Origin of the sequence: Paenibacillus sp. FSL R5-0470, assembly GCF_037975205.1 — a bacterium.
Classification (GTDB): Bacteria; Bacillota; Bacilli; order Paenibacillales; family Paenibacillaceae; genus Paenibacillus_AQ.
Genome location: NZ_CP150238.1, coordinates 127,587 through 142,863 on the forward strand (window position 1 = coordinate 127,587; position 15,277 = coordinate 142,863).

Below are 15,277 nucleotides of genomic sequence, written 5' to 3' on the forward strand. Positions count from 1 at the left end.
GAACAATGCGTGAGAGGAAGTGTCCTTTAGTGAGTACGCCACTCAATTTAAAGCTAGACCCTGAGAAAGTTAAAGAAATGCCGATGGTGGATTTGGCCTTTCTAGTGCTTAAGGCAGCCAATACACCGTATTATTACCGTGATCTGATGGTCGAGGTAGCCAAGTTGCGCGGCATGACCGATCAACAAAGCCAAGATACTATTGCCCAGTTATATACCGAGATTAACATTGATGGGCGTTTTGCCTGTGTCGGAACCAACCTTTGGGGATTGAAACGCTGGTATCCTCTAGAGCGCTCTGATGATCCGGTTGGTAACACCAAACGCGTGCGTATCATCAACGATGAAGACGATGATTTGGAAGATGACGACTTTGCTGAAGAAGAAGAAAACTACGCTGCTGAAGAAGAGGATTTCGACGCTATCGACGAAGATCGCGACGACCTCTATTCCGACGACGACAGCGAAGAAGAAGTCGACGAAGATGTCGTGATCGATGAAGATGACATAGACGAAGATGACTCAGATGAAGACGATGCAGAAGATGACTCAGATGAAGACGATGCAGAAGCTGACAAGTAAGATAAATAATTTCAAAGAGTCTTGCTGATGGTATAATTCCTCCCTTGACAGTGGGGGAACGTCAGAGTAAACTATTGCATGGGCTTATCATGTAAGTTAATAAACGCGTTTCTTAAAATAAAAAGTGCCCCGGTTCTACGGGTGTCACTTTTTTGTTTTTTTAGATGCAAAGTAGCTGTAGTTTTATGTAATTTGCGGGACAACGTTTTATGTTTTCCCCGGTGAATCAAACTTTTGATTTCCCCTGTTTTGATGATAGTAAAACGGGTTACGATAAACACCATGCGCCGCTTTTATGTCTGGACTTTATTTAGGAGGGTTTTACAGTGACAAAGTATATTTTTGTAACGGGTGGCGTTGTGTCTTCCCTGGGCAAGGGCATTACCGCCGCTTCGCTGGGCAGGCTGCTCAAAAACAGAGGTCTAAAGGTAACGATTCAGAAATTTGATCCGTATCTTAACGTAGACCCTGGAACGATGAGTCCTTATCAGCACGGTGAAGTATTCGTAACCGATGACGGTGCGGAGACTGACCTTGACCTTGGACACTATGAACGGTTTATTGATATTAATCTGTCAAAGAACAACAATGTGACGACAGGTAAGATCTATTCATCCGTAATCAGCAAGGAACGTCGTGGAGAGTATTTGGGCGGAACTGTACAAGTTATCCCACACATTACGAATGAGATCAAAGAACGCGTGTTCCGTGCAGGCCGCGAGACCAACTCTGATGTTGTAATCACAGAGATTGGTGGAACCGTAGGTGATATTGAAAGTCTTCCGTTCCTGGAAGCCATTCGTCAGATCAAGAGTGATATCGGACGGGAAAATGTGATGTATATCCACGTAACCTTGATTCCTTATATCAAGGCTGCTGGAGAAGTGAAGACAAAGCCGACACAACACAGTGTTAAAGAGCTGCGCAGTATCGGTATTCAACCGAATGTCATCGTGTGCCGTACGGAATATGAGCTTTCCGCAGATATGAAAGCGAAGATCGCACTCTTTTGCGATATTGATGCTAATGCTGTTGTGGAATGCCGCGATGCTTCAACGTTGTATGAAGTTCCATTGAATCTTCGTGATGAAGGATTGGACGAGATTGTTGTTAATCATTTGAAGCTTACGACACCTGCACCAGATATGCGTGAATGGGAAAGTATGCTTGAACGGATTCAGAAGCTTGAAAAAACAGTGGAAATTGCGATTGTTGGTAAGTACGTAGCACTGCATGACGCTTATTTGAGCGTTGTTGAATCACTTTCACACGCAGGCTTTGCTGCTAATGCAGAGGTTAAGATTCGCTGGGTGAATGCAGAGGAAATTACGGATGAGAACGTGGATGAAATGCTGCGTGGTATTGGTGGTATTCTTGTTCCTGGTGGTTTCGGTGATCGGGGAATTGAAGGTAAAATCTCTGCGATTCGTTATGCCCGTGAGAAATTGATACCTTTCTTCGGAATTTGCTTAGGTATGCAAGTTTCCGTAATCGAATATGGCCGTTCTGTTCTAGGTCTACAAGGTGCGAATAGCTCCGAAATCGATCCGAACACACCATATCCACTGATCGATCTGCTTCCTGAGCAGAAGGATATTGAAGATATGGGCGGTACTATGCGTCTTGGCTTGTATCCTTGTAAGATTGCTGAGGGTTCCCTGGCAATGTCTTGCTACGATGATGAACTGGTTTATGAGCGTCACCGTCACCGGTATGAGTTCAACAATACGTACCGTGATGAGATTGAAAAAGCAGGTCTCGTTATTTCCGGAACCTCTCCAGATGGCCGTTTAGTTGAGATCGTAGAGCTTCCGGGACATCCTTGGTTCTTGTCGGTTCAATTCCATCCGGAATTCACTTCACGTCCGAACCGTCCACAACCGTTGTTCCGTGATTTCGTCAAAGCTTCTTTGACTCATTCCGAACAGCAGTAATTTTGTAAATATAATCGGAACCTGCGGGTTCTGTATCAAACCTGAAGAGCCTCCCATAGGAGGCTCTTTTTTTAACTATTCAAAAGTATAAGTTGTTCATCTATCCTTTATGTCTAATATTTTTCGCTTAAACGCTTACCGTCCTTATAGGGACGCCGAAGGTGTTTATGCCTGTTTGTCCATTTTGAAGAGCTCCGTAAATGACATCACTGTAATTCAGACTCTTTATTTACCCATTTTATCCAATTAGCAGGATTTGAGCAGTGAAGCACGAATAATAGGTTTCGTATGGGTTAGTTTCTGAAGGGGCCGTTAGCTGTGGAGAGCGCGGTATAGTCAATCTGGCTTAATCTCTGGGAGGGTATTATATGGAAAAAAAGAAAGTGTTAATTGTCGATGATCAGAATGGGATTCGGATTCTTCTTATGGAAGTGTTCAATAGCGAAGGATATACGACATTTCAAGCAGCTAACGGAAAATTGGCCTTAGACATTGTTCGCAGTGAGTCTCCTGACTTGGTTTTGCTCGATATGAAAATACCGGGAATGGATGGACTCGAGATTCTGAAGCATCTGAAGGAACTAAATCCATCCATTAAGGTCATAATGATGACCGCTTATGGGGAGCTGGATATGATTAAGGAAGCAACCAAGCTAGGCGCATTGATGCATTTCACAAAGCCATTTGACATCGATGAAATGCGGGTAGCGGTCAATATGCATCTTCATAATAAGTCTGTAGATCAATGCAGTTAAAGTGATATTTTCTGTATCGATTCTATTTGGTTATGGTGATTATAAACAGTTTGAGTGCAAATGCTATACGGGCTGGATAAAAATCGTCCCACCGGGACATTTTTTTGTTTATCCTATTTAGTATTTGACTCAGGATGTGTTATAATAAGCCTGTATGTGATGTCGGTTTAAAAACATAGCCAACCAACATTCTTAGGAGGATGAAACCATGCCATTAGTATCTATGACAGACATGTTGAACAAAGCACTTGAAGGAAAATACGCAGTAGGTCAGTACAACATTAACAACTTGGAGTGGACACAAGCTATTCTTGGTGCCGCTGAACAAGAGAAATCACCAGTAATCCTTGGTGTATCCGAAGGCGCAGCACGTCACATGGGCGGCTTCACTACTGTTGTTAAAATGGTAGAAGGTCTAATTATCGATATGAATATCACAGTTCCTGTAGCGATCCACCTTGACCATGGATCTAGCTTTGATAAATGTAAAGCAGCAATTGATGCTGGATTTACATCCGTAATGATCGACGGTTCCCACCACCCAATCGATGAGAACATTGATATGACTAAAAAAGTCGTTGAATATGCTCACGCTAAAGGTGTTTCTGTAGAAGCAGAAGTAGGTACTGTTGGTGGACAAGAAGACGACGTTATCGGCGGCATCATGTATGCTAAGCTTGATGAGTGCGTACGTATTGTTAAAGAAACAGGTATCGACACTTTGGCTCCTGCACTAGGTTCCGTTCATGGACCTTACCATGGCGAGCCTAACCTCGGATTTAAAGAAATGGAAGAAATCCGCGACGCTACTAACATCCCAATGGTTCTTCATGGTGGTACAGGTATTCCTGAACATGACATCAAGAAAGCTATCTCCTTGGGTACTTCCAAAATCAACGTAAACACTGAGAACCAAATCGTGTTCGCAAAAGTTGTTCGCGAAGTTCTAGCTGCTAAACCTGATGCTTACGATCCACGTACATTCATCGCACCAGGTCGCGATGCAATCAAAGAAACCGTTATCGGTAAAATCCGCGAATTTGGATCCAACAACAAAGCCTAATCATTGTTAGCTTCCGCCACAGGTGGACAAGCAATTTGTAAAGGGCAGGGTGTAGCTCTGCCCAGTTGAATAGTTTGATGAGGAAAGCACACCGCTTAGCCGGTGTCTTTCCATTTTCATCACTAAAAGTCCACAGCACGTATTGCCCACACAGCTGCAATACACGTAGGGGGAAATTGATAAATCTATGGAAAAATTAATGATTGGCGGTGGACGTCCGCTAGAGGGCGTTGTAACCATCAGTGGAGCAAAGAATAGTGCTATTGCACTTATTCCTGCGGCGATTTTGGCCGAATCTGAAGTTGTTCTTGATAATTTACCGTCCCTTAGTGATGTAGCCGTTTACTCCGAAATCTTGCAAGAGCTTGGCGCAAGTGTATCTTGGTCAGGCAACCAGATGAAAATTGATCCTTCGCGTATTGTATCTATACCTATGCCTAATGGTCCGGTTAAGAAACTTCGAGCTTCGTATTATATGATGGGAGCTCTACTTGGAAGATTCAAAGAAGCGACAATAGGTCTACCCGGTGGTTGTAACTTCGAACCTCGTCCAATCGATCAGCATATCAAAGGATTCGAGGCACTGGGAGCAACTGTTACCAACGAACATGGTTCTATCCACTTATATGCTAAAGAGCTACGCGGTGCGAAGATTTATTTAGATGTATCAAGCGTAGGTGCCACTATTAACATCATGCTGGCGGCTTCACGTGCCAAAGGCTCCACAATTATTGAAAATGCGGCTAAAGAGCCTGAGATTATAGATGTAGCAACCCTATTGAACTCTATGGGCGCTGTTATTAAAGGCGCCGGTACAGAAACCATCAGAATCGAAGGGGTATCGGAGATGCACGGTTGCCGTCACTCCATTATTCCCGATCGGATTCAAGCAGGAACTTATATGATTGCCGCTGCGGCTACGCGTGGTAATGTGTTGATAGATAACGTTATTCCTAAGCACTTGGAAGCTTTAACGGCCAAGCTTTTAGAGATGGGCGTTGATATTGAAGAGCTTGACGAAAGTATTCGCGTTATAGGTAGAGCTAAATATGAGCACGCAGATGTCAAAGCGTTGACCTATCCTGGCTTTCCTACAGATTTACAATCTCCTATGACAAGTATGTTGACACAGGCGGAAGGCGTTAGTGTGCTTAGCGATTTTGTCTACAGCAACCGTTTTAAACATGTGCCAGAATTGGTACGGATGGGCGCGAAAATACGCGTTGAAGGCCGTTCTGCAATTATTGAGGGTGGTAAGCTTAACGCTGCAAAGGTGAAAGCGACTGATTTACGGGCAGGCGCTGCTCTTGTCATTGCTGGATTGACGGTAGGGGATGGGATCACCGAGGTGACCGGCGTAGAATATATTGACCGTGGTTATGATAATTTAGTGAGCAACCTTCGACAACTTGGTGCTCATGTTTGGCGTGAGAACGAATAAAATTAGGATATCCCGTTTGGAAGGAGGTTTATTTGCTTATTTACCGCATATATCCTTCCAAATTGGGTATTAATATCCTAATGGGCATTTTAATAGACTCATCATTTTGCCTAGTAGATAGACTAGGGCGAACTCATTTAAAAATTGAATAGGTGGTTATTACATGGATCTTCAAATTTCCGATTTGGAAGAAATGAAGCTGACCGAGTTGTATAAGCTGGCCAAGAAATACCAGATCCCTTATTACGGACAGCTGAAGAAACGGGAACTGATCTTTGCGATCCTTCGGGCACAGGCAGAGCAAAGCGGTCTTATGTTTATGGAAGGCGTACTGGAAATTCTACCCGAGGGCTATGGATTTCTAAGGCCGATTAACTATTTGCCTAGCGCTGAAGATATTTATATCTCAGCCTCACAAATTCGGAAGTTTGATCTCAGAAGCGGAGATCTTGTATCTGGGAAATGCCGGACGCCGAAAGAAAATGAACGATATTTTGGCCTGCTTCAAGTCAATGCCGTTAATGGCGAGAACCCTGCTAGCGCAGCGGAGCGACTACATTTTCCAGCATTAACACCACTTTATCCGCAAGACAAGCTACCGCTTGAAACATCCCCTACTCATTTGTCTACCCGAATAATGGATTTGCTCGCTCCTGTAGGTTTGGGGCAGCGGGGTTTGATTGTAGCACCTCCTAAAGCAGGAAAAACGCTCCTCTTGAAAGAAATTGCCAATAGTATTTCCACTAATAATCCTGAGATTGAACTCTTTGTATTGCTAATAGATGAGCGTCCCGAAGAAGTAACTGATATGCAGCGTTCAGTAAAAGGCGAAGTGGTTGCATCGACGTTTGATGAGCTTCCAGAGAATCATATTAAAGTGGCCGAACTTGTGTTGCAAAGAGCTCTTCGTTTAGTTGAGCACAAGAAGGATGTAGTTATTCTTTTAGATAGCATTACCCGTCTTGCACGTGCGTATAATCTTGTGGTTCCACCATCTGGGCGCACGCTTAGTGGGGGGATCGACCCAGCAGCCTTTCATCGGCCGAAACGGTTTTTTGGCTCTGCACGGAATGTAGAAGAGGGCGGTTCACTGACTATTTTAGCAACTGCTTTAATTGATACCGGATCACGTATGGATGATATTATTTATGAAGAGTTTAAGGGTACTGGTAATATGGAGCTTCATTTGGACCGCAAATTGGCGGAACGCCGTATATTCCCTGCTATTGATATTCGTCGTTCAGGTACACGTCGTGAAGAAGTGCTCTTGAGCAAAGAAGAGCTTGATACGATCTGGGCGATTCGCAAAAATATGAATGAATCCTACGATTTTGTGGAGGGATTCATCAAAAAGCTGCGTGATACAAAGACTAATGCTGAATTCTTAGCATCATTTGACGTTGCGGGAGCTAAACAATCGCCAAATGGAACTGCAAGTAGCGGAGGAACTTCCAACAGTGGTACGGCTGCTCGTCGCACAACACGGGCAAAGACTTCTTCAGTACCTACAACTTGAGAATTGATAATAAGAGGAGACTAACATGTATTTGGTATATGCCGACGGGCAAGGAAACGTATATGATCATCCAGAACTGTACGGGTTAGCCCGTAGTGGGGATATGATCGTTGAAATGTTGGAGGAAGAGTTGATTCCGCTGCCTGAAGGCGCCACTCTTGTGGGCTTGCCTAGTACGCGGGCTGTGGGTATGGATCCTGAGACAGGTGAAATGATGGCGTTGCCGGATGGCTCACAGGCTGTAGGCGCGCTGCTGCCTCAGGGCTATACTCGCTTGTGTCTTCCTGGGTATGTAAAGACAGATAAGTCTTACAAGCTTCCTCTGTTTGGGTATTCGGCTGTAGTGTGGAAGGATGGCGGGTTCTATGTTGCGGCGGATCCAACCGATAATCCGGAGAAGTGGAACCCACTGAACTGTGATAAACAGGATCTTGAGGTAAGCGTTGGCGAGTTGACTGCCAAATATCCTGATAACCGTCTCTATGAGCATCTTTCTAACTGTGCGCTTGGTTATGAATGCCTGACTTCCTCCAACACCTTCTTAGGGCGTTGGGAGGGCGGTGTACCTGTCTCTTATTCATGTAATGCTGGATGTTTTGGCTGTATTTCTGAGCAACCTGATGATAGTGGTTTTGTGTCTCCGCAGACTCGTATGAATTTCCGGCCAACGGTCAATGAAATTTCACAAGTTATGTTGGAGCACTTGAAGACGCCTGAATCGATTATCAGTTTTGGACAAGGCTGTGAAGGTGAGCCTTCTACGCAGGCAAAACTTATTATAGAAGCAATCCGTGAAGTGCGCTCGATTACTTACATGGGCTACATTAATATCAACACCAATGCTGGCTTAAGCGATCATATTCGTGGAATCGTCGATGCTGGGCTGGATTTGATGCGTGTCAGCACGATTAGTGCTCTAGATGATCATTACAATGCTTATTACAAACCACGTGGCTACACATTGGCTAATGTAGAGAAGTCTTTGAAATATGCTGCCTCGCAAGGTGTTTACACATCGATCAACTATCTGATTTTCCCTGGAGTAACTGATCGCGAAGAAGAGATTGAGGCGATGGTGGAGTTTGTAAGACGTACGGATCTGAAGCTTATTCAGATGCGTAATCTGAACATTGATCCAGAGAGTTATCTGGAGTTAATTCCTCCTGCTAAGGGTGAAATTCTCGGCATGAAGACGATGCTGGAAATTTTCCGGGACGAATTGCCGGATGTTGTTATTGGTTCTTACACACATGTACCACCAGCAAATATGGCTCGGGTAAAGCAACGGCAACTCAACATTTAATAGATTAAATGTACCAATGAATTACCAATGAAACATATTGATCAATTGAATTTTTCGTGCTAAAATACCACAGTGTAATCATATAACTCTGGGTCCGCATGAGGCTTAGGGCATGAGAGGTGAAATTCAAAATGCAAGCAGCAATTCAACCAAAGTATAACTTAACTAAGGTAACCTGCGCATGTGGCAACTCTTTCGAAGCTGGCTCTGTTAAACAAGAGCTTCGTGTTGAAATTTGCTCCAGCTGCCATCCTTTCTTCACTGGCAAGCAGAAGTTCCTGGATGCCGGCGGTCGCGTTGATAAATTCAAGAAGAAATACGGTATCTAATTGGAATAGCCGCTTAGCGGCTTAATGGTTAGATCGAGCTCCCAGCTTTCTCGCTGGGGGCTCATTTTATGTCTTGGAGTTGATTTTTGTCCGAGCGTGAGCTATACTTATCTTCGCCGTGCTAGACGGGGAGGTAGCGGTGCCCTGTAACTCGCAATCCGCTGTAGCGAGGTTGAATTCCTGTTAGAGGTGCTATCGATGTGAGGCCTTGGTTCCTACGGGCTGTGTTGACGGTTGGGTCCTCCGCAATGAGTGCTTATGAACCTGGTCAGGTCCGGAAGGAAGCAGCCATAAGTAAGTTTACTCTTGTGCCGGAGGGTGGCCTAGCCCGAGCAGTCATGTAGGGTTGCCGCTTGGATCGTAGTCATCAATAACAGGTGCACGGTTTATAATTCTGTTTATAACAGCATCTTTGCCACAAGCAAAGATGCTTTTTGTTTTTGGTCAATAGCCGATGAATATAGTATAATAAATTTGCGACAAATGCCGGGAAAGAGGCAGCCTAAGAGAGGGTAATGCATAGTGGAACATATCGCGCTGTACCGTGCTTGGCGGCCGCAGTCGTTTCAAGACATGGTTGGACAACAGCACATTATCCAAACGCTGCAGAACGCAATTCGTGAACAGCGGGTTTCGCATGCCTATCTGTTCAGTGGTCCGCGGGGAACTGGTAAGACAAGTGCTGCTAAAGTCTTAGCGAAAGCGGTCAATTGTGAACGTGGGCCAGGTCCGGAGCCTTGCAACGAGTGTCCTTCCTGCTTGCGAATCACTGCGGGTAATGTGATGGATGTGCAGGAAATAGACGCGGCATCCAACCGGGGCGTAGAAGAGATTCGTGACCTCCGGGACAAGGTGAAATATGCACCTACCGAGGTGCGCCGTAAAGTGTATATTATTGATGAAGTGCATATGCTGACAACAGAAGCATTTAATGCGCTATTAAAGACATTGGAAGAACCGCCGTCACATGCAATGTTCATCCTTGCGACTACGGAACCTCATAAATTGCCAGCGACGATCATTTCTCGTTGTCAGCGTTTTGACTTCCGCAGAGTAGCTTTGGAAGAGCAGACAGCACATCTAAGTGCTATCTGTGAGAAGGAAGGGATTACAGCCGATGTTAACGCATTGCAGTATATTGCCCGCCTTTCTGATGGGGGTATGCGCGATGCAGTGAGTTTGCTGGATCAGATTTCATCTTTTACAGATGGCAAAGTTACGTACGAACAAGTGCTGGGGATGACCGGAGGGATACCCTCTGAGCAATTTGCACGTCTTGCCACTGCCATATTGGAAGGTGATATGGGTCTTCTGCTGGAGCTTGTTGAACAGCTTATGCATGAAGGTAAGAGTGCTGATAAATGTCTAGAGAATCTTATGTATTATTTCCGTGATTTATTGATGATTAAGATGGTACCTGGGGCCGATCAACTGACGGAGCGAGTGCTTAATCCCGCCGAGTTTAAAGATATGGCCACCGCATTTTCCCGGGATCGTCTGTTTCAGATCGTAGATACACTTAATAAGTACCTGGGTGAAATGAAATATGCTACTCATCCGCAGACTTTGTTTGAAGTCGCACTGATGAAGCTTTGTAGCTTGCAGCAAGAGGAAAGTGAGACCGCATCAGCTGCTCCGTTAGGTGCATTGCAGGCTGGGTCAGGGGCGAATGCTCCTGCAGTCCACTCTGGTGAACTGGATCTGCTCAAGAGACAGATTACTGCGCTGGAGAAAAAGCTGGAGCAGGCATTGCAGGCCGGTGGTATTTCCGGAGGTGGGCGAGATGGTGCCTCTTCTGCGAAATCGAATCCGACTCCAAGTTCTGCGCCTAGAATCTCTGCAACCTCCAAAATGCCTCCAAATGTTGATAAGTTTATTGCTGGTAAGGATAGTCCTGATTTTGCAGCTATCTATAAACAGTGGAGTCTTGTCTTGCAAGGGGTAAAAGAGGAGAAGGTAACGGTTCATGCGTGGTTTGTAGACGGAGAACCTGTATCTGTAATGGACGACGCTGTGCTTGTTGCGTTTAAGAACACGATTCATCGTGATACAACGGAGAAGCCAGCAAACAGACAGGTCATTGAGAATGTGTTTGCAGCGCGTCTTGGTAAACCTTATAGACTGGTAACTATAATGCAGCGCGATTGGAACGAAGCCGCTCAAAAGTCAGTGGGACAGCCTAGCAAAGAAGAGTTGCGGCTAGAGCATGAACATGATACTGCAGATGCGAAATCTGAACCTTGGATTGATGAGGCTATCCAGCTTTTTGGAGAAGACCTTGTTGTCATAAAAGAGTAATGTAAGCATACTAGCGCAAATTGCGCATTCCAAAGGAGAGATGATGTATGAATAATATGAACCAAATGATGAAGCAAGTTAAGAAAATGCAGGAGCAAATGCTTAAGGCTCAAGAAGAACTAGGTGGCAAGGTGATTGAAGGCTCATCAGGTGGTGGAGTAGTTACAGTTCAAGTTAATGGCCACAAAAAGTTGCTTTCTATCCAAATCAAGCCAGAAGCTGTTGATCCGGAAGATGTTGAAATGCTACAGGATTTGGTAATCACTGCAGTTAATGATGCTTTGACTCAAGCTGAAGACCTTGCGAACAATGATATGGGTAAATTTACTGGTGGAATGAAGATCCCAGGCTTGTTCTAATTCACTCACTCCACTTTCGTCTAAAGGAGAATTATTAATTTGTATTATCCCGAACCGCTAGCCAAGCTGATCGATGCTTTTACGCGCTTGCCCGGGATTGGGCCGAAGACAGCCGCCCGGTTAGCTTTTCATGTGCTTAACATGAAAGAGGATGACGTCATTGATTTTGCTAAAGCGCTAGTAAGTGTCAAGCGTAATCTTCATTATTGCTCCGTCTGCTGTAATATTACGGATACGGACCCGTGTAAGATATGTCAGGACAAAACTAGAGATCCTTCAGTAATCTGTGTGATCCAAGACTCCAAGGATTTGGTGGCAATAGAACGAACCAAAGAGTTTAATGGATATTATCACGTTCTTCAGGGTGCGATTTCACCTATGGAAGGTATAGGCCCTGATGATATTCGCTTGAAGGAATTATTGACTCGTTTGAGTGATGAAAGAGTGAGTGAGCTTATCATGGCGACTAACCCCAACATTGAGGGTGAGGCAACGGCGATGTATATTTCTCGTTTAGTTCGGCCTTTTGAGATTAAAATCACCAGAATAGCCCATGGCTTGCCTGTTGGTGGCGATCTTGAATATGCTGACGAGGTTACCTTGTCCAAAGCGTTGGAAGGTCGTCGTGAGCTATTCTAGTAGCTCTAAAGTCGTGTTTTTCAAAAGGAGGCCCCCTGGGCCTCCTTTTTTTGTTCTAAGTTTGTCCCTATCCCGATATGAATGAGAATAACGAGATGTAATTTTGCATCGAAATTATTCTGAGGAGGAATGAGTAATGGGATGGTGGAGCTCATTGTGGCGGGGAGTAGATGAAGAACAGGGTAGAAAAGATACGGAGGGCTGGGAAACGTTGCTGGAGGTTCGTAAGGCGCAATCTGAGTGGGAGAGAGCGTACCTAATGTTTGATGAAGCGTTGGGTCAAGATCAAATTGATTATGCTATTTATATTTTAGAGGCAGCAGAGCGCAAGTATCAGATACATCTTAAACATGCAAAGAGCATTGGATTAAATAGCAGTCAGATGTAGGCGCTAACCAAATGGAAATATAGGAGGGATCAACATGCTAAGAATGTTAGCTACAGGAGTACTGGTCATATCGGTTGTATTGTTGAGTGTAATTGTATTCCGGAAAAAACTTGGCTTTGGATGGCTTAGTCTGTTCGGAGCTCATTTGGTACTGGCTGCGCTCGCGATATATGTAGTGAATTTCTCGGGTTTAATCACACAAGTTCATATTCCCTTGAATCCCGCAACCATAGGCGCAGTAACGGTTCTTGGCCTTCCAGGCGTAGTAATGTTAATAGGATTAAGAATTATTTTGTTTTAATGCTTGACGTGAGTTTGAAAAATATGATACATTAAGTCTCGCCCCTTTGGACAAGATGTTGATTAACAACTTGCTGAAACGGTAAGCGAAAAAAAGAAATTAAAAAAACGCTTGACGAAAACAAAGGTGCTGTGATATATTATAAAGGTCGCTGCTGACAAGCAACGACGACGAAAGATGAGACATTGATCTTTGAAAACTGAACAACGAGTGAGTGGGAAATCACGAAAGTGAAATCCAAAATTAGAGAATTAATTTTCTCGTCAGATGTTTCAAAATGAGCATATCGCTCTTTTCAATACTAATTGGAGAGTTTGATCCTGGCTCAGGACGAACGCTGGCGGCGTGCCTAATACATGCAAGTCGAGCGGAGTTATTTTGAAAGCTTGCTTTCAAAATAACTTAGCGGCGGACGGGTGAGTAACACGTAGGCAACCTGCCCCTTAGACTGGGATAACTACCGGAAACGGTAGCTAATACCGGATAATTTCTTTTTTCTCCTGAAGAAAGAATGAAAGACGGAGCAATCTGTCACTGAGGGATGGGCCTGCGGCGCATTAGCTAGTTGGTGGGGTAACGGCCCACCAAGGCGACGATGCGTAGCCGACCTGAGAGGGTGAACGGCCACACTGGGACTGAGACACGGCCCAGACTCCTACGGGAGGCAGCAGTAGGGAATCTTCCGCAATGGACGAAAGTCTGACGGAGCAACGCCGCGTGAGTGATGAAGGTTTTCGGATCGTAAAGCTCTGTTGCCAGGGAAGAACGTCCGGTAGAGTAACTGCTACCGGAGTGACGGTACCTGAGAAGAAAGCCCCGGCTAACTACGTGCCAGCAGCCGCGGTAATACGTAGGGGGCAAGCGTTGTCCGGAATTATTGGGCGTAAAGCGCGCGCAGGCGGTCATTTAAGTCTGGTGTTTAAACCTTGGGCTCAACCTGAGGTCGCACTGGAAACTGGGTGACTTGAGTACAGAAGAGGAAAGTGGAATTCCACGTGTAGCGGTGAAATGCGTAGATATGTGGAGGAACACCAGTGGCGAAGGCGACTTTCTGGGCTGTAACTGACGCTGAGGCGCGAAAGCGTGGGGAGCAAACAGGATTAGATACCCTGGTAGTCCACGCCGTAAACGATGAGTGCTAGGTGTTAGGGGTTTCGATACCCTTGGTGCCGAAGTTAACACAGTAAGCACTCCGCCTGGGGAGTACGGTCGCAAGACTGAAACTCAAAGGAATTGACGGGGACCCGCACAAGCAGTGGAGTATGTGGTTTAATTCGAAGCAACGCGAAGAACCTTACCAGGTCTTGACATCCCTCTGAATCCACTAGAGATAGTGGCGGCCTTCGGGACAGAGGAGACAGGTGGTGCATGGTTGTCGTCAGCTCGTGTCGTGAGATGTTGGGTTAAGTCCCGCAACGAGCGCAACCCTTAACTTTAGTTGCCAGCAAGTAATGTTGGGCACTCTAGAGTGACTGCCGGTGACAAACCGGAGGAAGGTGGGGATGACGTCAAATCATCATGCCCCTTATGACCTGGGCTACACACGTACTACAATGGCCGGTACAACGGGAAGCGAAACCGCGAGGTGAAGCCAATCCCATCAAAGCCGGTCTCAGTTCGGATTGCAGGCTGCAACTCGCCTGCATGAAGTCGGAATTGCTAGTAATCGCGGATCAGCATGCCGCGGTGAATACGTTCCCGGGTCTTGTACACACCGCCCGTCACACCACGAGAGTTTACAACACCCGAAGTCGGTGGGGTAACCCGCAAGGGAGCCAGCCGCCGAAGGTGGGGTAGATGATTGGGGTGAAGTCGTAACAAGGTAGCCGTATCGGAAGGTGCGGCTGGATCACCTCCTTTCTATGGAGAATCGTCTTCTGCAATGAAGACATTCAAATCGGAAGTTAAACTTCCATTATAGAACCTTCGGGTTCGAACACTCACTCGTGTTCAGTTTTGAAAGAGCAAGTCTCTTTCGTATGCGTTTGGTGGCGATAGCGGAGGGGTTCCACACGTACCCATCCCGAACACGACCGTTAAGCCCTCCAGCGCCGATGGTACTTGGACCGAAGGGTCCTGGGAGAGTAGGACGCCGCCAAGCGGACAACCATTCTTTGGTTGATTCACAATATTATATATGTTATATGGGCTTTTAGCTCAGTTGGTTAGAGCGCACCTCTGATAAGGGTGAGGTCGGTGGTTCGAGTCCACCAAGGCCCACCATATGACATTATATCCTTTTATGGGGCCATAGCTCAGCTGGGAGAGCGCCTGCCTTGCAAGCAGGAGGTCAGCGGTTCGATCCCGCTTGGCTCCACCATAATTTTAATTCAATACCTTCTTTAAACATTGATCCTTGAAAACTGGATA

General features: G+C 45.6%; 13 protein-coding genes, 2 tRNA genes, 2 rRNA genes and 1 other RNA gene. All 18 read left to right on the forward strand.

Annotation, left to right across the window (positions count from 1 at the left end; genetic code table 11):
* The first annotated feature begins 29 nt into the window (after positions 1–29).
* The 18 genes from rpoE to MKY99_RS00680 all read left to right on the forward strand — a co-directional run bounded on the left by rpoE (position 30) and on the right by MKY99_RS00680 (position 15,227).
* Entirely contained in the window at positions 30–581 is a 552-nt protein-coding gene (gene rpoE / locus MKY99_RS00595) for a DNA-directed RNA polymerase subunit delta (protein WP_042183972.1), read from the forward strand.
* A 326-nt stretch (positions 582–907) separates the two neighbouring features.
* Positions 908–2,515 carry a CTP synthase gene (locus MKY99_RS00600; protein WP_042183974.1) on the forward strand — a complete coding sequence of 536 codons (1,608 nt, stop codon included), beginning with the start codon at positions 908–910 and terminating at the stop codon, positions 2,513–2,515.
* A 368-nt stretch (positions 2,516–2,883) separates the two neighbouring features.
* Positions 2,884–3,270, forward strand: coding sequence for a response regulator (locus MKY99_RS00605; protein WP_042123230.1), 387 nt, complete (start codon positions 2,884–2,886; stop codon positions 3,268–3,270).
* 208 nt (positions 3,271–3,478) lie between these two features.
* Positions 3,479–4,333 carry a class II fructose-1,6-bisphosphate aldolase gene (gene fba / locus MKY99_RS00610; RefSeq protein ID WP_036679934.1) on the forward strand — a complete coding sequence of 285 codons (855 nt, stop codon included), beginning with the start codon at positions 3,479–3,481 and terminating at the stop codon, positions 4,331–4,333.
* Positions 4,334–4,520: 187 nt separating this feature from the next.
* Positions 4,521–5,774: a UDP-N-acetylglucosamine 1-carboxyvinyltransferase gene (locus MKY99_RS00615; RefSeq protein ID WP_060623903.1), complete on the forward strand. Its 1,254-nt coding sequence runs from the start codon at positions 4,521–4,523 to the stop codon at positions 5,772–5,774.
* Positions 5,775–5,937: 163 nt separating this feature from the next.
* Positions 5,938–7,290, forward strand: a complete 1,353-nt coding sequence (gene rho / locus MKY99_RS00620) for a transcription termination factor Rho (RefSeq protein WP_042123234.1) — start codon at positions 5,938–5,940, stop codon at positions 7,288–7,290.
* 25 nt (positions 7,291–7,315) lie between these two features.
* Positions 7,316–8,593 carry a radical SAM protein gene (locus MKY99_RS00625; RefSeq protein ID WP_339268121.1) on the forward strand — a complete coding sequence of 426 codons (1,278 nt, stop codon included), beginning with the start codon at positions 7,316–7,318 and terminating at the stop codon, positions 8,591–8,593.
* 131 nt (positions 8,594–8,724) lie between these two features.
* Entirely contained in the window at positions 8,725–8,922 is a 198-nt protein-coding gene (gene rpmE / locus MKY99_RS00630; protein WP_042123239.1) for a 50S ribosomal protein L31, read from the forward strand.
* Positions 8,923–9,038: 116 nt separating this feature from the next.
* Positions 9,039–9,307: signal recognition particle sRNA large type (gene ffs / locus MKY99_RS00635), an RNA gene on the forward strand.
* 137 nt (positions 9,308–9,444) lie between these two features.
* Positions 9,445–11,220, forward strand: a complete 1,776-nt coding sequence (gene dnaX, locus MKY99_RS00640) for a DNA polymerase III subunit gamma/tau (RefSeq protein WP_076301044.1) — start codon at positions 9,445–9,447, stop codon at positions 11,218–11,220.
* A 47-nt stretch (positions 11,221–11,267) separates the two neighbouring features.
* The gene (locus MKY99_RS00645) at positions 11,268–11,579 is read left to right on the forward strand and encodes a YbaB/EbfC family nucleoid-associated protein (RefSeq protein WP_042183982.1); all 312 of its coding nucleotides are present in this window, start codon (positions 11,268–11,270) and stop codon (positions 11,577–11,579) included.
* 39 nt (positions 11,580–11,618) lie between these two features.
* Positions 11,619–12,218 (forward strand): recombination mediator RecR, encoded by a 600-nt coding sequence (recR, locus tag MKY99_RS00650; protein WP_042123249.1) that lies wholly within the window; start codon positions 11,619–11,621, stop codon positions 12,216–12,218.
* A gap of 136 nt (positions 12,219–12,354) precedes the next feature.
* Positions 12,355–12,606 carry a DUF2508 family protein gene (locus tag MKY99_RS00655; RefSeq protein WP_339268124.1) on the forward strand — a complete coding sequence of 84 codons (252 nt, stop codon included), beginning with the start codon at positions 12,355–12,357 and terminating at the stop codon, positions 12,604–12,606.
* A gap of 34 nt (positions 12,607–12,640) precedes the next feature.
* On the forward strand, positions 12,641–12,907 hold the full coding sequence (locus tag MKY99_RS00660) for a pro-sigmaK processing inhibitor BofA family protein (RefSeq protein ID WP_339268126.1): 267 nt from the start codon (positions 12,641–12,643) through the stop codon (positions 12,905–12,907).
* A 302-nt stretch (positions 12,908–13,209) separates the two neighbouring features.
* Positions 13,210–14,767: ribosomal RNA gene (locus tag MKY99_RS00665) — 16S ribosomal RNA — on the forward strand.
* 124 nt (positions 14,768–14,891) lie between these two features.
* Positions 14,892–15,008 (forward strand): 5S ribosomal RNA (rrf, locus tag MKY99_RS00670).
* Between the two features lie 45 nt (positions 15,009–15,053).
* Positions 15,054–15,130 (forward strand) — tRNA-Ile (locus MKY99_RS00675).
* Positions 15,131–15,151: 21 nt separating this feature from the next.
* Positions 15,152–15,227, forward strand: a tRNA-Ala gene (locus MKY99_RS00680).
* The last annotated feature ends 50 nt before the right edge of the window (positions 15,228–15,277 follow it).